The 18,088-nt window shown below is 59.6% G+C and carries 14 protein-coding genes and 1 pseudogene; 3 read left to right on the forward strand and 12 right to left on the reverse strand.

Translation table 11 applies throughout. From position 1 onward, the window contains the following. The first annotated feature begins 229 nt into the window (after positions 1-229). A complete protein-coding gene (locus BGI51_RS07700) occupies positions 230-1,327 on the forward strand; it encodes a hybrid-cluster NAD(P)-dependent oxidoreductase (protein ID WP_187980786.1) in 1,098 nt (365 codons plus the stop codon). Between the two features lie 111 nt (positions 1,328-1,438). On the opposite strand, the gene BGI51_RS07705 is transcribed toward BGI51_RS07700, so the two are convergent. Further along, entirely contained in the window at positions 1,439-1,816 is a 378-nt protein-coding gene (locus BGI51_RS07705; RefSeq protein WP_133860153.1) for a glutaredoxin family protein, read from the reverse strand. A 141-nt stretch (positions 1,817-1,957) separates the two neighbouring features. Here BGI51_RS07705 and BGI51_RS07710 point away from each other — a divergent pair, with 141 nt between their 5' ends. Then, on the forward strand, positions 1,958-2,629 hold the full coding sequence (locus BGI51_RS07710) for a uracil-DNA glycosylase family protein (RefSeq protein WP_187980787.1): 672 nt from the start codon (positions 1,958-1,960) through the stop codon (positions 2,627-2,629). On the opposite strand, the gene BGI51_RS07715 is transcribed toward BGI51_RS07710, so the two are convergent. Then, complete coding sequence (locus BGI51_RS07715) at positions 2,626-2,970, reverse strand: hypothetical protein (RefSeq protein ID WP_187980788.1); 345 nt, start codon at positions 2,968-2,970, stop codon at positions 2,626-2,628. The two genes, BGI51_RS07710 and BGI51_RS07715, sit on opposite strands and share 4 nt — an antisense overlap. Positions 2,971-3,128: 158 nt before the next feature. After that, positions 3,129-4,460, reverse strand: a complete 1,332-nt coding sequence (locus tag BGI51_RS07720) for a glycoside hydrolase family 19 protein (protein ID WP_187980789.1) — start codon at positions 4,458-4,460, stop codon at positions 3,129-3,131. Between the two features lie 30 nt (positions 4,461-4,490). On the opposite strand from BGI51_RS07720, the gene BGI51_RS07725 reads away from it, so the two are divergent. Then, positions 4,491-4,829 carry a hypothetical protein gene (locus BGI51_RS07725; protein ID WP_187980790.1) on the forward strand — a complete coding sequence of 113 codons (339 nt, stop codon included), beginning with the start codon at positions 4,491-4,493 and terminating at the stop codon, positions 4,827-4,829. A gap of 382 nt (positions 4,830-5,211) precedes the next feature. Here the strand turns inward: BGI51_RS07725 and BGI51_RS07730 are convergent, their stop codons facing one another. The 9 genes and pseudogenes from BGI51_RS07730 to tssJ form a co-directional block, all read right to left on the reverse strand. Then, complete coding sequence (locus tag BGI51_RS07730) at positions 5,212-5,733, reverse strand: hypothetical protein (protein WP_187980791.1); 522 nt, start codon at positions 5,731-5,733, stop codon at positions 5,212-5,214. Further along, positions 5,714-8,086 (reverse strand): N-acetylmuramidase domain-containing protein, encoded by a 2,373-nt coding sequence (locus BGI51_RS07735; RefSeq protein ID WP_187980792.1) that lies wholly within the window; start codon positions 8,084-8,086, stop codon positions 5,714-5,716. The genes BGI51_RS07730 and BGI51_RS07735 overlap by 20 nt, the downstream gene beginning before the upstream one ends. An 87-nt stretch (positions 8,087-8,173) precedes the next feature. Next, positions 8,174-10,213 carry a type VI secretion system Vgr family protein gene (tssI, locus tag BGI51_RS07740; protein WP_187980793.1) on the reverse strand — a complete coding sequence of 680 codons (2,040 nt, stop codon included), beginning with the start codon at positions 10,211-10,213 and terminating at the stop codon, positions 8,174-8,176. A gap of 27 nt (positions 10,214-10,240) precedes the next feature. Continuing rightward, positions 10,241-11,206 (reverse strand): serine/threonine-protein kinase, encoded by a 966-nt coding sequence (locus BGI51_RS07745; RefSeq protein WP_187980794.1) that lies wholly within the window; start codon positions 11,204-11,206, stop codon positions 10,241-10,243. Next, a complete protein-coding gene (locus BGI51_RS07750) occupies positions 11,203-11,934 on the reverse strand; it encodes a PP2C family protein-serine/threonine phosphatase (RefSeq protein ID WP_187980795.1) in 732 nt (243 codons plus the stop codon). The genes BGI51_RS07745 and BGI51_RS07750 overlap by 4 nt, the downstream gene beginning before the upstream one ends. Next, positions 11,934-15,376: pseudogene (gene tssM / locus BGI51_RS07755) on the reverse strand (type VI secretion system membrane subunit TssM). Before tssM ends, BGI51_RS07750 begins: the two are co-directional and overlap by 1 nt. 16 nt (positions 15,377-15,392) lie before the next feature. Continuing rightward, positions 15,393-16,280 (reverse strand): type IVB secretion system protein IcmH/DotU, encoded by an 888-nt coding sequence (gene icmH, locus BGI51_RS07760; protein WP_187980796.1) that lies wholly within the window; start codon positions 16,278-16,280, stop codon positions 15,393-15,395. Between the two features lie 2 nt (positions 16,281-16,282). After that, the gene (gene tssK / locus BGI51_RS07765) at positions 16,283-17,614 is read right to left on the reverse strand and encodes a type VI secretion system baseplate subunit TssK (RefSeq protein ID WP_187980797.1); all 1,332 of its coding nucleotides are present in this window, start codon (positions 17,612-17,614) and stop codon (positions 16,283-16,285) included. A gap of 3 nt (positions 17,615-17,617) precedes the next feature. Further along, the gene (gene tssJ / locus BGI51_RS07770) at positions 17,618-18,088 is read right to left on the reverse strand and encodes a type VI secretion system lipoprotein TssJ (protein WP_187980798.1); all 471 of its coding nucleotides are present in this window, start codon (positions 18,086-18,088) and stop codon (positions 17,618-17,620) included.

Genomic DNA, 18,088 nt, shown 5'->3' on the forward strand with positions numbered 1-18,088 from the left:
TTTCGCCCGTCGCGCGCTATTCAGGTTCGGCTTGGGGCGGAGTGTGGGGCCGGAGCCGGGAGGGGGCCTTGCTCATGGGCGACATGGCCGACGCTGTTCACGACGCCCCAGCCCTTGCCACTGCTGGGCCGGTCGCCATCGACATGTGGATGTCGCGATTGGGAAAGTGGCGGTCGTGGGGCCCTCCCAGAATCGCCGCCAATAGCCCCAGTGGCAGTCGAGGTGCGTCATGAATACCTTCCTCAATCCCGTAACCACCCAGACCTGGACCAATGGCCGCCACCCCGTGCGCTGCGTCAAGGTCATCCAGGAAACCTGGGACGTACGCACCTTCTGCTTCACCGCCGAAATCCCGCTGATGTATTTCTTCAAGCCGGGCCAGTTCGTGACCCTGGAGCTTGAGATCGACGGCCGCCAGGTGATGCGCTCCTACACCATCTCCAGCTCGCCCTCGGTGCCCTACAGCTTCTCCATCACCGTCAAGCGCGTGCCGGGTGGCCAGGTGTCCAACTGGCTGCATGACAACCTCAAGGTCGGCGACAACCTGGCGGTGCACGGTCCGGTCGGGCTGTTCAACGCCATCGACTATCCCGCCGACAAGGTGCTCTACCTCTCCGGCGGCGTCGGCATCACCCCGGTGATGTCCATGGCGCGCTGGTTCTACGACACCAATGCCAGCGTCGACATGGTCTTCGTGCACAGCGCCCGTACCCCGCGCGACATCATCTACCAGGGTGAGCTGGAGCACATGGCCGCGCGGATCGACAACTTCGCCCTGAACCTGGTGTGCGAGCGCACCGAGCACGGTGAGTCCTGGGCCGGTTTCCGCGGCTACTTCGACCGCCGCATGCTGGAGCTGATGGCACCGGACTTCCGTGAACGCGAGATCTTCTGCTGCGGCCCCACGCCCTACATGAATGCCGTCAAGGCCATGCTCCGCGAGCTGGACTTCGACATGACCCGCTACCACGAGGAATCCTTTGGCGCGACGCCGCCGGAAGCCAAGGTCGAGGCCGCCGAACAGGCCGAAGCCGCGGCCGACCTGCCGCCGATTCCCCTGGAAGCCCAGTGCCTGATCTCCTTCACCGAGAGCGACAAGAGCGTCAGCATCGGCCCGGGCGAAACCATCCACGGCGCCGCGGCCAAGCTCGGCCTGCACATTCCCAAGGCCTGCGGCATGGGCATCTGCGGCACCTGCAAGGTGCTCAAGAAGAGCGGCGAGGTGGTCATGGACCACAACGGCGGCATCACCGAGGAAGACGAAGCCGAAGGCTACATCCTGTCCTGCTGCAGCATCCCGCAAGGGGATGTGCAGATCGAGTTCTGAGGGCGTAGGTTGGGTTGAGCGCAGCGAAGCCCAACACACCAAAGCGCCAGCTTGAGCCCTGTAGCGTGGGCAACGGCGCAGCCCTGTCCACACTCCTTCACCCGCTAGACTCTAGGCCGACTGCCGCTCGCCGTAGCGCTGCTCCAGATAGGCGATGATGTCGTCCGACTCGTACATCCACACGCTCTGGCTGCCTTCGTCGATCCGCAGGCAGGGCACCTTCACCCGGCCACCGCCCTGTTCCAGCTCGGCGCGCAGTTGCGGGTCCTTCTTGATGTCCTTGAGGCGGATCGGCAGGTTCAGCCGATGCAGCGCCCGCCGCGTCTTCACGCAGAAGGGACAGGCCTGGAACTGATAGAGCGACAGATTCGCCAGCTCCGCCTCGATGGCCGCCTGGGCCTGCTCTGGGCGCTGGAGCTTGCGCGGCCGGGTTACCAGATCCAGGCCGACGATCACCTGGCCGAGGCCGTTGCGTAGCAGATTGATCAACGGGATTCACCTTGAGGGGTCGTTCGAGCCGGGCAGTTTACCCTATCGTCCCAGGGCTGCCGCTCCGCCAGTCGTTACGGAACGTCACCCGCAACGCAGCGCTCTACAAGAGGGATTAATTCCTCGATGGAGACCTGTTGCATGCCGCTGTCTTCCGCAGAGCGCGAAGCCTTTCGCCAGCTCGCTGCCGATCTTCCAGGTGTCGATCTTCCGGTCTATGAACAATTCGCCAAGGACCCGCTGGACCCCATCATCGGTCTGGGCGATCCCGATGCGCCCCTGGGCTTCTTCGGTCGCGATCCGGGGCGGGACGAGGTGAAGTATGGCGAACCCTTCATCGGCAGCGGCGGCCAGATCGCCCGCAAGGTCCTCTACAAACACCTGCACGGCCAGCCCCCGGCCGACTTCGAAGCCACCCGCAGCCTGAGCCAGCAGTTCTTCTGGGCAAACACCGTGCCCTACAAGCCGCTCGGCAACAAAGCCTGGTCGGAACGGGTGAAAAAGACCTTCCACCCCCTGATGCGCCGCCTGCTGATAGAGCATTGGCATGGCACCCAGCTCATCACCCTCGGCCGCGAAGCCTTCCTCTGGTTCGGCATCGGCCAATCCAAGGAAGAACGCGCTCGCCTGGAAGCATTCTGGAAGAGCGAAGACCGCTTCGAAAGCAGCATCGAGGTCACCCTGGAAACGGAGGAGGGCACGCGCAAGACACTGACCCTTTATCCGCTGCCGCATCCCTCGCCGTTGAATCAGACGTGGTACACGAGGTTTCCGGGGTTGTTGGAAAACAGGGCGAAGTTTTTGCTGAGTTAATCTGTATCTATATCGTACGAAAATTCTTCTCTTTGTAATATTTCAAAGGCAAGAGAAGAAATGCTGGTTTCAGAGTTTTCACATTTTATATTGGCAATTCTTTTTCCGTTTGTATAAACAGCAATGCCGGCTGTTTGTATAGAGTTTAATGGGGCGGTGTCTTGTTGGCTTCTCGTAATGTCGTATATGAAATAGCTATATATTCCATTGGTGAATCTGATTCTATTCTCTCCACCTCCTGGGTAAGGGGTGGTACTTAGCTTAAATCCGTATCCGTTGCTTTTTTGAATTTGCGGGTAGGTGAAATCCTTTTTAGCTTCTGTTCCAATGCGATATTGCATTCGATTTTTTGCCTCGTTGACACATAGTGAAGCATTTTTGCTCTTTAAATTGCAGTTAAACAGGCTTATTTCACCTGTACTACATAGGCCTTGATTGGATATTCCGTTCGCATGCGATATGCTATGGAAAAATAATAGTGCCGTTATGCTGAATATTTTCATTTTTGAATATCTAGATGGCTTTTTATTTTTTCTAAGCATTCTGCTCGATCCTTGAATCCGTTCAGTCCGCCATTGATAGCCTTACTTAATGCAATCGCGTTGTCTGCATCGGCGAGCTTATTTGCATTAGCCATATCCCAATATACAAAAGCAGACTCGATACCGTATTGAAGCGAGTCAGTGATTAAGTCGGGCTGTTCCACAAAATCTCTAAGATCGTCAGGATTAGCCCGATTATGGATTTCTGTGTAACGTCTGTAAGTATCTTTACCGGTCAATTGAATAATACCTCGTCCTCTATATTTATATCCATCTCCACTCGATTCATCGCCGTTCCCCATCCTCGAAGAGTAAACGAAATTCAGAAGCGCTTCGGAATTCATCACAAACTTTGACTCTTCTGACCAAAGCCTATCCCGTTGTCTTCCAAAGCTACAGTCGTCATTAGCTTTGGAATAGTTCTTACTGCCACCCTTGCAGCCGAACATCTCTCTCATTCTCCTAGCGCTATATCTTCCATTCTCTGATTTAACAATAAAGCCACTCTCATGGCCAGTCTGAGCTAGAAAATGAGCTATTCTAATTGGTGTGTTGACTTTGAATGCGTTAGCATACTTATTTAGATATGGAAGCACTTTTTCATAGTAGGCGTTGTCATGTCTTGGGCTGATAATTTGTAACATGGCTAGCGTAATTAATTCCTTCTTTTTTTCAATGAAATAGTGAAAAAATCTCTCTGAGTTGAAGTGCCAACATTTGTCTGCATCCAGCTCTCTTATCTTTGTCGATGCAGCATTCCACCAAGACAGATTTTTTATAATTTCCTTTTGTGGTTCCCAGCAATTTTTTTTATTGTTTTCGGCAGGCATCATAACGTCTAAGGAGTCCCATTTTTTCGTATTCCATGCCCACTCGCTCTCATGCTGAATGACCAGTGCCCCTATTTTTTGAAATATCCAAGGATTTATCAGGTTTTTAGTGAGTTCGGAGCTTCTCAAAGCTGCTATAGGAGAAAGTATTCTAGATATTTTTGTAGTAAGTGAGCTTTGCTGGACTTGTTGTATTTCAATTTCGAAGCGTGAGAGCTCTACTTTGGTAAGTTGGCGATTAGCGCAAAGGGAGTAGGCCAGTTTTGCCCTGTATGTAGTAGTCTCTTTAACTAGCTCGTAATCAGGGAAGTCCCACGGACTATGCCGGCTGGTAATAAATTCCTGCTCACAAAGCCATCCCTCTATCGGCCTTCCCTCACCATCCGCCAATAAACCCTTCAGATGCCACCAACGTTGTTCGGATGTACGAATGCCACCCTCATTACGCGCGGCGATCATGATCTTGTCGGCTGCAGGTAGAGCATCGAGTTGACCCTGGCTGAGAATCAGGTCCACCCCCACCTGAACGCCGGGATCGCTGATCCGTGGCGGATGATTGGCATCGATATCGGGCCGGTGAGTGATCAGCTTGCTCGCGCCGGCATGGATCTTCAGCAGTGTCTTGTTGCTTTCCGGCAATCGGGCTGCCCAGGCCCGGCTGCGCTCGATGAAGGCGGGGACATCGTCGCAGCTGAAGGTCTCCAGGTGGATCTGCTGCTGGCTTTCATAAAGGCCAGGGTGACCGAGCAGAGCGCCAGCCTTGATGGGGAAGGGCTGGTCCAGGACTACTACGGTGTTCTGCGCCTTAAGTGCTACTTCGGCTTTTAGGTGGCGGCGGGCAAAAAGCCTGGCCGGAACGGATGAAAAAGACCTTCCACCCCCTGATGCGCCGCCTCCTGATAGAGTAATGGCACGGCACTCAGCTCATCACCCTTTGCAGCGAAGCTTTCTGAAAAAGCGGAGATCGTTTCGACAGCAGCATCGAGCCAGCCTTGGAAACAGAGGAGGACACCCGCGAGACACTGAAGCTCTATCCTCTGCCATATCCGTCGCCGTTTAATCATATATGGTATACGAGATTTCCGGGATTGTTGGATGGCAGGATTGATATTATTCTAAAGCATAAGTAATTTTATAATTATAATGGCTGATGCGTGCCTGTACTATTTTCATTGCTTTATTTTTTATTGTGTAAATGTTTGATTGCTCTCTATTCCTGATTGGATAGAAAACCCTTAAACGCTTCGAGTCGTGAAAGAGACCCTGTTTGGCTTTCAGGGATGCCCAATATCTTGTAATTTCTACCTTTGTTGATAACGATGATGCCGATCTCATAGCTGTTTTCTGTACTCCAGTCTTGATAGACAGAGTATTCAGTACCACTGTTGACGAAAGATATTTCGTAGTTTCCCTTAGGGTCGTTGGACTCTCCTAGCCCTCTTGAATAGCTGTTGTAGAAGAAGTTCTTCCATGACTTGCTATTCAGCAATGTGGGATAGTTAAGTTCTACCTGGTCTAAATTCCCATATCTGTAGATTAGGTAGCTATTTCCAGGGCCTGCACAGATAGAAGCCAGCTTTTTTATTTTGGCTGTTTTAAATGATATAATTATATCTTCTTCTTTTTTGCAGAGGCTTCCCGTTAGGTAGCTAGGTCCGCTCTGAGCAATCGCGCTATTGCATAGATAAACTAGAATTATGCTCGCTATAATCTTAGTTTTTCTTGTATTCATTGTAGAATTTCTCTATGTTTTTTGCGTAGTCTGGATTGGTTTCTTTCCAGTTTTTGCCATTGTGTCCCTGTGCAATTGTTTCGAAGTTTTTGGTTCTCAGTCCCTTTAAGAGTACAGGATTTTTCCTTGCAAACTTTAAAAAGGCTTTGATGTGCTCACCATCCCCCTTTGACATAGCCATCGTAAAATCTTTGACTGTTTCATAGCCGGCTGCCTTGTAATTAAATCCCATTATTTGGAATTTACCCCAAGACGAGGCTTGTAGTGCAGCGTCCTCGTTTAGACGGTATGCGCGGATAAGGCGCTCGTATTGAAATTTTCCTGAAGGTCCATAGGCATCTGTCAGCTGTATCTGCTCTAATGTCCTGGCGTCAATGTAGGTGCCATCTTTTAGCTTTTTAGCTCTTCTATAAGGAGGTCCATAGATATCACTATAGGAACTTCTAATATATTCGTCTTGAGCTAACTTTTTGAAATGATGACGCTCGTACAGAATAGATGGTATTTTTTCTCCATCTATTTCAATGAAAGAAGAGTGGGAGGACTCTTGTCTTGCAATTGCATATACCAAGCCAGGCTCGCATTCCAATTCGATGGCCGCCTCTCTGATGTCTTTGTCTTCTAATTTTTTTTCCTGATACTTTAGTAGAAAATCAAGCTCTACTTTTTCGCCAAAAATAGTCACGACGGGATGTATTCTAGACTTCGAAAAAAGGCTTTCAAAATGGGTAGCTTGAATGTGCCAGCACCTTATGGATTTGGCCAGATGCTCTGCTCGGCTTGCTTGCTGCCACCAAGACAGAGTTTCAATCTTTTTCTTTTCCTCCTCCCAATTTTTGTTTTCTTTTTCCGCGCCTGGAGTCAATAGTTCATCCAGACAGCTCCAGTTGTTGGGGTCCCAGTTCCACTCGCTGTCACAGAGTACTATAGTCTTCTGAAACTTTTGAGCTAGCCAGGGGCTTGAAAGGAGTTTTCTTATTTCATTAGCACTTATTATGCCGTCTTCGTTCTCGTCTACAAATATTCCTAAACTAAAGACTATAGGGCTTTGACTACCTTTGATGATTTCGGACTTGTAGCAGGATTGTTCATCGGTAGTTAAAAGGCCCAAGTTATTCAAGCTATGGGCAAGCCTGGATTTCGGAGTGGTTGAGTCTTGGATCAATTTATAGTCAGTCCATTCCCACGGACTATGCCGACTAGTAATAAACTCCCGCTCACAAAGCCACCCTTCTATCGGCTTCCCTTCACCATCCGCCAACAAACCTTTCAAATGCCACCAACGTTGTTCGGATGTACGAACGCCACCTTCGTTACGCACGGCGATCATGATCTTGTCGGCTGCAGGTAGAGCATCGAGTTGACCCTGGCTGAGAATCAGGTCCACCCCTACCTGAACGCCGGGATCGCTGATCCGTGGCGGATGATTGGCATCGATATCGGGCCGGTGAGTGATCAGCTTGCTCGCGCCGGCATGGATCTTCAGCAGTGTCTTGTCGCTTTCCGGCAATCGGGCTGACCAGGCCCGGCTGCGCTCGATGAAGGCGGGAACATCGTCGCAGCTGAAGGTCTCCAGGTGGATCTGCTGCTGGCCTTCATAAAGGCCAGGGTGACCGAGCAGAGCGCCAGCCTTGATGGGGAAGGGCTGGTCCAGGACTACTACGATGTTCTGTGCCTTGGGCGCGGCTTCCGGTTCGAGGTAGCGGCGAGCGACGTAGCCCAGACTGGTCTGGGTGCGCCTCGGACGAAGGGTCAAGCCGTTGTCGAGGATCTCGATGATCTGGCACCAATCGCCATCTCCGGCAATCCGTATCCGGCTACCGTTGGCGAGTTCGGCCTGGACTGGCTCATTAGCGCGCGGCTCCTGGCGAACATTGAGTTTGCCCCCATGAGTCCGTACACGATAGCGATCATTGCCCCAGAAGGCCGGCCGAGGCAGGGTGGGCTTGGCTTCATAACTTGCCCAGTCCAGCAGGTGCATGTAGAGACTGAAAAAGACCAGCGAAGGTGGCGTCTCGTTGCCATTGGGCAACTGCGGAGCTTCCAGGCGGTGACGGATCAGGACGAAACTGGTGGAGTAGGTCTTGCCCTCCGAATCCGCCTCGTTCGCAAAGCGATGAACCTTGTCGTCGATACGATAGGCGACCACCTCGCCGTCGGCGATGCAATGGATGCGGGACTGATCCAGAAAGGCTGAGGTGCCTTCGTCGAAGTGCACGCCACCATGCCAGAGGCCATTGCTGCCCAAGAGATAGGTGCCACCTCGGGCATGGGCGAGCGCCTGTTGATAGAGCCAGGGATCGGTGACGTCCTGGCCACCCTTCGCTTTGAAGGGATAGGCCCAGTTTTCCACCTTGGGTTGGGGGCTGTAGGGTTGCTGGTCATGCTGCTGTCCTTGGCAGAGGCCGCTTCGCCGCGGCGGGTCCCTTGAATGGCGGGGTCAGACGGAAAAATTGAGCATCCGCTGACGTTTTGCGTCCTGATCCTGGGATTCGTTGGTGAGCGCCAGCTGATTTGGATCGCCAGCCGTGCCCTGCTCGGTAGTCCCGGGTGGTCTTGGCAACTGCAGCGCGATGCCCGAGCCTCGGCCTGGGGATCCGCCGGCATTGAGGCGGGCCAGGGGACCGACCAGGGTGATGCCGCTGGGGTCTAGTTTGATGAAGCTGCCGCCGGCGGTCAGAGTGAGTTCGCTACCGGCTTCGATGACGACACGATCGCCAGCCTTGATATGGATCTCCTGGCCCGCCTCGACGAACTGGCCGGTGCCCAGCTTGAGGTGCTGGCTGCCACTGATGAGCAGGTGATCGCTGGCCTTGACCTCGACCTTGCGCACGCCATGGACCAGACGATGCTCTTCGGCATGCAGCTCGCTGTGGCTGTTGCCATGGATGCGCTGATGACGCTCGTGGCCGATCTCGCTGCGATGGTCGTGGCGGATGTGTTCGTCCCAGTCACGCTGCGCATGGACATGGATTTCCTCCTGTCCCTGGCGATCCTCGATACGCAATTCGTTGTAGCCCCCGCCGCCCGGACTGCTCAGGCTCTTGAAGCAGCTCTGGGTCTTGCTGCCAGGCAGTTGCACAGGGGGCTGGTGCTCGGCGTGGTACAGGCAGCCAAGGACCAGGGGCTGATCGGGATCCCCTTCAAGAAAGCCCACCAGGACCTCCATGCCGATCCGTGGCAGGGCCAGGGCGCCGTGGCGATTGCCGGCCCAGCCACTGGCTACGCGCAACCAGCAACTGGTGCGTTCGTCCGCCTGTCCTTCGCGATCCCAGTGGAACTGCACCTTGACCCGACCCAGGGCATCGCAATGGATCTCTTCTCCAGCCGGGCCAGTGACCACGGCGCTCTGCTGGCCGAGCAGGCGTGGCTTGGGATGCCGGGGCAGGGGACGGAAGGGCAGTTGCCAGGGAATGGCATGAAAGCTATTGCGATAGCCCTGGGTCCAGCCCTCATCGCCTGGCAGCGTCAGCAGTGCCGGAGTGCCCAGGCCTTCTTCCAGTACCTGGGGTTGGCGGCCCTGGTGATCGATTCGGGTGAGCAGCCACAGCTGATTCCAGTCTGCGCGAGGATGCTCGGTCAGCCGTAAGAAGTGACCGCTGGCCAGACGTGGCTCATCGCCGTGGCCCTGGGCGGCCTGGCTGTCGACGCGCAAGGCTTCCAGGCCACGGGCACCGAGTTGCCTGCCGCGGCTGCGATCGCGGAAGCCGGCGGGGAAGCGGTAGCTTTCCAATACAGGCTGCAGATCGAGGTCGCTGCAGGTATCGAGGCGCAACCGCGGCTGCAGGGGATCCTGGTCACGCAGCGTCAACCGGGTGCTGCGCGTCTGCAGTCCGATTTCGAATCCATGAATGACCGGATGATCGGCGACGTGACCGCTACCCGGGTGGTAGGGCGTGGCGGCAAGGCGGGGAAAGCTGGTGGCGTCATCGCCGAACACCAGCAGGACACCGTCAGGCCGGTGCTCGAAGTGGTAGTGGATACCTTCTTCTTCGCAGAGCCGGTTCAGGAAATGCAGGTCGCTCTCGCCGTACTGCACGCAGTAGTCGCGCGCGGGATAGGGTGTCGGACCCAGCGCCAGACGATAGGCACCTTCCAGGATTCCATGTTCTTCGAGTAGTTTGACGAGGATCTGGGGCACCGCCAGGTTCTGGAAGATTCTCGAGTTGGTGCGGTGGGCCAGATAGGCCAGGCGAGGAACCAGTTCGAGGCGATAGCGGGTCAAGCGCTGCCCTGAATCGCCCTGAACGATGGCGCCCAGCAGTCCGTGCATACCGACGTCTGCTGGTCCCAGGCCGAGCCAGGCGGGACGATTGAGCAGGTCTTCCAGCGCCCAGTCGGGCTTTTCGCTGATCACCTCCACCTGCAGGCGATAGGGTTCATTGAGGGCCTCCTGTCCGTGGAACGAAAGCACCTGGAAATCATGGATCAGGCCCGGCAGGGTCAGGGTAAAGCGCGGAGCATTGGCGGGGTTGAACATGAGGTGTCTTCCTGACAGCGAGAGGTTTCACGTGGAACGCCTGAGCAGACGCTGCCACCAGCGCTGTGCCGGCGCGGACGTCTGCCAGGCAGTGCGCCATTCATCAAGATCCTGTTGGCGTCGGGCGGGGTCGATTTCCAGCGCCTTGCGCAAGGCCTCCCAGGCCGCAGCGGGCATGGCCGCCGGCCGCTCAGGTTCGATCTGCAGGCTGCGCGCCTGCTTGGCGCTGAGGCGGCGATAGGGATGCTTGCCGGTAGCCAGCTCGTAGAGCACGCAGGCGCAGGCAAAGAGATCACCCGCCGGGGTCAGCCGTCCCTCATCGAGCAACTCGAAAGCGGCATAGCGCACCGTCCAGGCATTGAAGCGTCCGCGACTCAGCAGCGGCAGACCAGGTAGCAGGTCTTCGCGGGGCTGGCCGAGGCCGAAGTCGAACAGACGCAGACCGCTGTCGGTGAGGATCACGTTGCTGGGCTTGATATCGCCGTGCAGGACGCCGTTGGCGTGGGCGAACTGCAAGGCGTCCAGCAGCGGCAGAGCAACTTCCTGCAGCTCGGTCCAGTCGAGCCCCTCGGGACGATCGCAGAGCAGGGTGTCGAGCGTCGGGCCACGCAAGAGCTCCAGGGTGATGAAGGCGCGCTCGCTGGCGCGGTCGATATCGAAGCCGTGCAGGCGGACGATATGCGGATGACGCAGCCGGACGGTCAGGGCGAACTCCCCGTAGAGCAGGGCATTGGCATCGCTGTATTCGGCGAAATCGTCGTTGAGCACCTTGATCGCGACCTGGGGTACCGGATCGCCATACTGCTCGCGCAACAGGTCGCGCGCGCGGTAGACGGCGCCCATGCCGCCGACGCCCAGCAGGCTTTCCAGTTGGTAGCGTCCGCTCAGCAGTTCGGGCAGCGGAGCCAAATGGCGGGTAACGGGCGTCGCGGTAGGAGCGGCAAAAGCGAAATGGGTGAGGCCGTTGGCGGTGGCTGGATCCTCAGGATTCATTCGGCCTCCTGAGGATGGATGACGATGGCCGTGAGATTGTCGCGCGCGGGCCCCTGCAGCACGCCATCGAGCAGACGCTCCAGGGCCAAGGTCGGTGAAGGCAGGGACAGTGCCGCGCCCAGGGCACGCTCTTCCAGAAAATCATGCAGGCCGTCACTGCTCAGCAGCAGATGATCACCGGCCTGCAACTCGAAGCGGACGATGTCCAGGGCCAAGGCTTGCTGGGCGCCCAGCGCCTGAGTCAGGGCGCGAGCGCCAGGATGGCGGCCTGCCTGACGAGGACTGAGGCCCTCCATGTCGATCAGGCGCTCCAGCAGGCGATGGTCGCGGGTCAACTGGTAGAGCCGGTCGCCACGCCAGAGATAGGCGCGACTGTCGCCCGCCCAGATGCAGGCCGCTGCGCCTTCGGCGATCAACAGCGTCACCACCGTGGTACCGATCAGGCGCTCGGGACCATCGGCCAGCACCGTAAGCTCCTGGGTGAGTCGTCGATTGACGTCGTGGAGCACCCGGCGTACCTGGTCCAGGCGCTGCTCGAGGCTACCGCTCAAGGGCGTCTCGGCCAGGCGCTCGACGACCAGGCGGCTGGCACGCGCGCCTTCCTGGTGGCCACCCAGGCCATCGGCGACAGCCCATAAGCCATCGTTGGGACGCTCCAGCAAGGCATCCTCGTTGTGGGCGCGTACCTTGCCGGGATGGGTGCGGGCGATGCTCAGGGCCGTCACCATCAGAGTCGCTCCGGCAGTTTGAAGCCACGCAGGGTGGCCAGGTCGAAGGGGCTGGGAGAACGCTGACTGGACAGCAGATAGCCGGCATGCCGGCCCTCCAGATCGGCCTGCACCAGCAGCACGTCACGGGCGCTGTGCCGTTGCAGCTTCATTTGGTCCAGCAGGCGGAACAGCGACCAGGCGCTATCGTCCTGCTCCAGGCCGACGCGGCGACCATCTAGCTCCTCCAGTATCAGGGTGGTCCTCAGCGCATCGCTTTGAGGCCAGCGGAAGGTGGCAGCGACGATGGGCCCGTGGCGGTATTCCAGGCGGTCCTTGCCGATATTGAGGTCGGCGCGGGTCAGGCTTGGATCCAGCGAATAGGGCTCGAGCTTGAAGACGATTCCGGGCTCGGCCGGATTCTCGGCAAAGAAGCCGCGTCGAATCTGCTGGGTGCGGCTCATCTGGGCGAGGAAGTCCCGAGACAGCGGCAGGCTGTGGCCATCAATGCTGCGCGCGCGATAGGCGTCGCTCTCGCCGCGAACCACGAAGGGCTTCAGATAGGTCTCGAAAAAGCTGTCGGCGATACCCTGGGTCTTGAAGAATTCGCGGAAATCGACCAGAGAAACATCACTTTTGCTGTCGGCCTTGAATGGATAGCGCCTGTCCAGGCCGTTGTGATAGCTCGTCAGCAATTCACTCTGGTAACGCCCATTGATGTAGTCGTAGGCGCCGGCCAGGATCAGATTCCAGCTGTCGTCGACCAGCAGGCCGAGCCAGCCGTTGACCGGGATGGGCAAGCGACTGGAGGCGTTACGCAGGTTGCTTAGCGCATCGCGATTGCCGGCCATACGCGTCTTGGCCAGCTCGAAGGCGGCCTGCTCCGGTGCGCTGGCATGAGCCAGACCTGCCAGTTGCTGCTGGAGGTCATTGAGTGCGGTCATGGCCGGAGCCAGATCAGCTACTGCAGCGCCCTGGTCATCGAGCAGTCGGTGCAGATTCTCGAAGCGATTCTGCAAGCTTCGCCGCGCGGTGTCCGGCAGGGCTTCGCCCTGGTTGACCACTGCGCTGGCTGGCGCCGCGAGGCGGGTGTTGCTGCGTACTTCCGCCAGGAGTTGCAGCAGCGGCGAGTTGGCCGAGGTCAGCCCGGCGAGGAGAGTGGCGCCCTGGTTGGCGTCGCCCACGGGTTGCAGCGTGATCCGGGCGAGCGCATCGCTCCACTGATTGGCGTAGTCGCGGAAGTAGAGCTGCTCGAGCTCCACCTGCAGATGACGCAGGTCCATGCCGGTGATGCCATCACCATCGCCCAGCACCCAGTTGTCGGCGGCCAGCGCTTGGATCGCGGCCAGGCCTTGGGTGGAAAAGGTCTGCGCATAGCCCTGACGGGTATAGAAACCAGGGATGGGATAGTCGGCGCCTTCGAAGGCCAGTGCCTGGGCGCCCAGATGCTGACTCAGCCGATAGACTGGCAAGCCACTGGCCTGGTCGCGCAGGATGCGATAGACCACTGCGGCGAGGGATTCGCTGCGCAGCACCTGGCGTGCCTGGGCCACCAGCTGAGCATCCACTGGATAGGTGCCGAAGCCCTGCTCCAGCAGCCGCGCCAGATGGGTGTCCAGACTGTTCTGGGTGAGGGCGTCACCGGGATAGCGTTGCGACCAGTCGGCGGCGGCCCAATCGCGCAGGGTGCGGGCGTCGCGGCGTTCGGGCAGTTGCAGCATCAAGTAAGCCCGCAGGTGACGGATCAGCCGCTCCCGATCGCCAAGGCTGCCGCGGATGCGCTCTTCCAGCTGCGCCTTGAGCCGCGGCAGCAGATAGCCGCCGAGGGCCTGGTGATAGGCTGCCTCGGTGACCGGGCGAATGGCCTCTCCCTGATAGAGTCCGGTGCGTTCGCGCAGCGGCGTAGCCTCTGCGGCTGGAAAGACCTGGGTGCCGGCATAGGCGCTGTCCAGTACCGGCAGCACGGCGCGGGCATCGGCATCGACCTTGAGCTGGCTGCGGGCCTGTACTTCGTGCTGCACCAGCTCTCGCAAACGCTCCAGCCGCTCGTGATTGTCCGCGAAGCTGCCGGTCCAGAGCGCCGCACCCAGGGCCAGGCAGGCCAGGGCTGCGGCATAGAGGCCACGCTGCCCCAGCTCAGCCGGCGCAGTTCGCGCTGGTCGAGACCGGCCAGGGATGCCTCGGGAAAGATTACGCGACTGAACAACTGGCGGATGAAGCGTGGCTGGCCGCTGCGGTACTGAGGTAGCAGGCTGCTGGGTAGGCCGAGCTGATCACCGATGCCCTGGGTCTGGGCGTCGAGCTGCTGGTTCAGCGCCGGGGTGCTGGTCAGATAGAAGCCGCGCAACTGGGTCGCGCGCTGGTAGCGATTCCCGGAAAAGGCCAGTTCGACGAACAGGGTGAGGCCATCGCTCAGACGGCCCAGCTGATGGGGGAAATCAAGGATCTGGCCGCGGCGCTGGCCGTCGCGCTCCTGATGGAGACGCGGGATGACCTGGCTATTGAGACGGCGGAGCAGTTCCTCGAACTCCTGGCGTAGCACGCCGGGATCGGTACCGTTCTGGGCTTCACGGAAGGTGGTACCCAGTACCTGCTCGCTTTCCTCGCGAGAGAGGCCGTCGAAGAAGGCGTCGAAACCGGGTAGGCGGTCAGCCTGGGTTAGCACCAGGTAGACGGGCACCTCGACCTTGAGTTCGCGAGCGACCTCGTGCAGGCGGGCGCGCACCTGCCGCGCCAGAAGTTCCAGGGCTACCTCATTGCCACCGACCAATCGCTCCACCGGCAGAGCGATCAAGACGCCGTTGAGCGGTCGGGTCCGTCGTTGGCGACGCAGCAATTGCAGCAGGGTCTGCCAGGCACTGCCGTCCACCGGGGCGTCGCCCTGGGTCAGGTAGCGGCCGGCGGTATCCAGAAGCACACCCTGTTCGGCGAAGTACCAGTCGCAATGGCGGGTACCGCTGACATCGCGAGTCAGTCGCGAACGCTCCGTGTTGAGCGGAAATTCCAGACCGGAGAAGTCCAGCAGCGAAGTCTTGCCGGCCCCCTCCGGACCCAGCAGGAGATAGTGCGGCAGCTCACGCCGCCAGCGCTGACTGCGTCCCCGATAGAGACCGGCGCCATGCAGGGTGCGGTAGGCGTCACGGGCGCGGGAGTGCAGTTCTTGGGCCTCGTCGTCGATGCGCTCGGCGCGCAGCTGATCGTGCTGGCCCTCTTCGGTGGCGAGACGTTGCCGCTGTTTGCGCTGCTGCCAGCCCTGCAGCAGCGCCATGACCAGGCCCCAGGCCAGGAGCAGACCGCCGAGGGTGGCCAGGCGATGGGTGAACGAAGCCCAGGGGCTGTGGCCGGCGAAGGCCACCAGGGGACCGAGGGTCCAGATGAGACCGCCCAGCCCCAGGGTCACCAGCAGGGTCCAGGTCCAGGGACGGCGCAGCATGCGCCCGAGTGCAGTGATGAATCCTTTCATGAGTGCGCTTTCCGTATCAGGCGTGGGGTGGGGCGACCGCTGGCGCGGTGCCGGCAGGACCACCGGGATAGCCTTGCAGCAGGCTGTCGCGCTGCTGTTCCAGCGCCAGACTGAAACCGCCATAGAGGCTGGCGAGGCAGATCAGGGTGAACAGCGCGACCAGCCACCAGGGCACCAGGCGAACCAGCCGCCGTGGCCGGGCATCCAGCCCCTGCCAGTGCGGCGACAACTCGCGCGGAACATCACCGCGCAGCTGGCGGAGTTGCCGATAGAGGCTGTCGCGGATGGCTTCCAGTTCGAGCATGCCGCGTGGCAGCACCCGGTACTTGCCTTCGAAGCCCAGCGCCAGACAGAGGTAGAGCAGCTCCAGCAGGGCGAGGTGCTTGGCCGGATTGCGGCTGAGGCGTTCGAGCAGCAGAAAGAACTTCTCGCCGCCAAAGGTCTCGTTGTGAAAGCTGCTCAGCAGGCTGAACTGCGACCAGTCACCGGCGTTACCCCAAGGAGTGGTGACCACCGCCTCGTCGACCGTAGTGCAGAGGGCATAGCGCGCGGCCATGACCTCGCCGCTGTCGATCCCCTCGGCCAGGGCGCGCTGTTCGAACAGCCGCAGACTGGCGGCCAGGCGCTCCTTGAGCACATGCAGGTCTTGCGCGGCGTAGCTCTGGCGCAGGCGCACCATCTCGGAAAGTAGTGGCGCGGCGGCGCCTATCATGGGGTTGATGCTCAGGTTCAGCGTCTCGCCCGACCGCAGGCGTGCCGCCTGGATCATGCGTTCTTCCAGCTGGGCGTAACGCGGCGGCTCGGCAAAGTCGGTGAGCGGGCTGCGAGGGGTGTCCGGGTCCATGGCATGGCGGCTGAGCACCACGGTCCTGTTGTCCCGGCCAACGTCGTTTGCGGTCTGCATGCTTAGCTCCTGATCGCCCAGAAGGCGAGGTCGAGGCCTGGAAAGGCCCCGGAGACATGAAAGGCGAAGCCGCCGGATTGCTCGAGCTGGGCGATGTCGGTGGCGGTGAGTTCGAGGGCGAAATAGGCCCTGTCGGTATGGAAGGGCAGTTGCCGCGGCGCGACTGGCAGGGGTTTGAGGGCGAGACCTGGCAGGTGCAGGTTCACCAGCTGGCGGATGCGCTCCACTGGTCCCACCTTGAGATGCGCCGGCAGGCGCTGACGCAGTTCCTCGGTGCTGCATTCGGCTCCGACGATGAGCACGAAGCTGGCGGTGGCCAGGAGGCCATGATCCTGCAGGGGCGCGACCTGGATGCCGTACTGACGCTGTTGCAGGGGCAGGTGCAGCGCATGCTGTTCGAGCACCATGGACAGTGCCTGACGCAGTGCCTGGAACAGCGGTGCGAAGCTGCCGGCCTGATCGGCGTGCCGATAGTGCAGATCCAGACCGGGACGTTTGTCGGCCGCCGCGAAGGTGGCCAGTTCGCCGTGCAGGGCGAGCAGTTCGCGAAAGAGGCTGCGGGGATGCAGTTGCTCGTAGTCCAGGCAGTGCCGCAGAACCGCTTCGTGACGATTGACCAGTTGCAGCAGCAGGAAGTCGCCGATCTCCGCGGTGCCCAGGCCACCGGCCTGCCGCAGGCGCTGGGAGAGTACCTCGCCCCGGTGGGCGAGCAGGGAGGCGACCTCCTTGAGACCTGCCAGCAGCGATTCTGCCGCCCGTACCTGGATGACAGAGGGAGTAAAGGCGGTATCCAGCTCCAGGCTACCGTCCGGTGCCACTTCCAGCAGTTGGCAGACTTGCAGGCGGACATAGGCGTCCAGTCGCGGGTGCTCGTCGAGCAGCAGCCGAAAGTCGGGACGTCCGCAGGTGACCGCGCCCGCTTCTCCGAAGTCGGCATGGGAGTCGGCGATCTCGCTGTCGACGCTCAAATAACGGGCGATGACGTCGTCCTGTCCGAGCGAACGGCTCTCCAGGCACTGGCCGCTGGTGAGCGGTAGCGCCAGCCAGATCGCGCTGTCGCGCGTATCGGCCGGTACCTCGAGGGCCAGGGGCTCGCCGTCGCTGCCCAGCTCGAAAAGGGTGCCATCGGGCAGGATGCCACTGGCCTGGCTGACCACCACCTTGCCCATGGCGAGAAACTGGCGATCGAGGATCAGCTCGAAAAAGCCCCAGGCCGGCTCGCCCAGGCGACAGGTGCGGGTCTGCAATTGCTGGGCGTGATAGCGGTCGTTCTGCTGAAAATGCTGCGGCCGGAGCAGCATGCCTTCCTGCCAGATCACCTTGAGTTGCTGCATGGCCTACTCCTTGATCGCTGGAGCGGCCTGGATGCCATCCGCCGCGAAATCCAGCCGGATCTGCGCCAGCGCCGCGGGCCTGAGCTGAATGACCTGCCGCCACTGGCTGCCACCCAGGTTGCGATAGGCACCATAGATGCCAACGTAGCGGCTGGTGTCCTGCACCCGCAGCTTGAGTTCGCGTGACTCTCCAGGTCGCAGCTCGACCTCTTCCTCGGCGACCCAGTCGGGCGCCAGGGTCTGCTTGGCGTTCTCGTAGAGGGAGAAGAATTCGGCGTTCTCGAAGCCGACCGGATTCTTCAGCTCGATCAGGCGCACCACCAGCGGCGAGGGCCGGCCGTTGAGGTCGGGGTTGAGGTCTTCGCCACCTTTCAAGGTCAGGTCGAGACGGGTCGGATCAGGGGTTTTCTGGCTGGTGCAGGCGCCTAGCAGCAGGGTCAGGCCGAGTGCGCCAAGGCGCAGGAGAATGGTCAT

Origin of the sequence: Pseudomonas oryzihabitans (assembly GCF_014522265.1) — a bacterium.
Classification (GTDB): Bacteria; Pseudomonadota; Gammaproteobacteria; order Pseudomonadales; family Pseudomonadaceae; genus Chryseomonas; species Chryseomonas aestiva.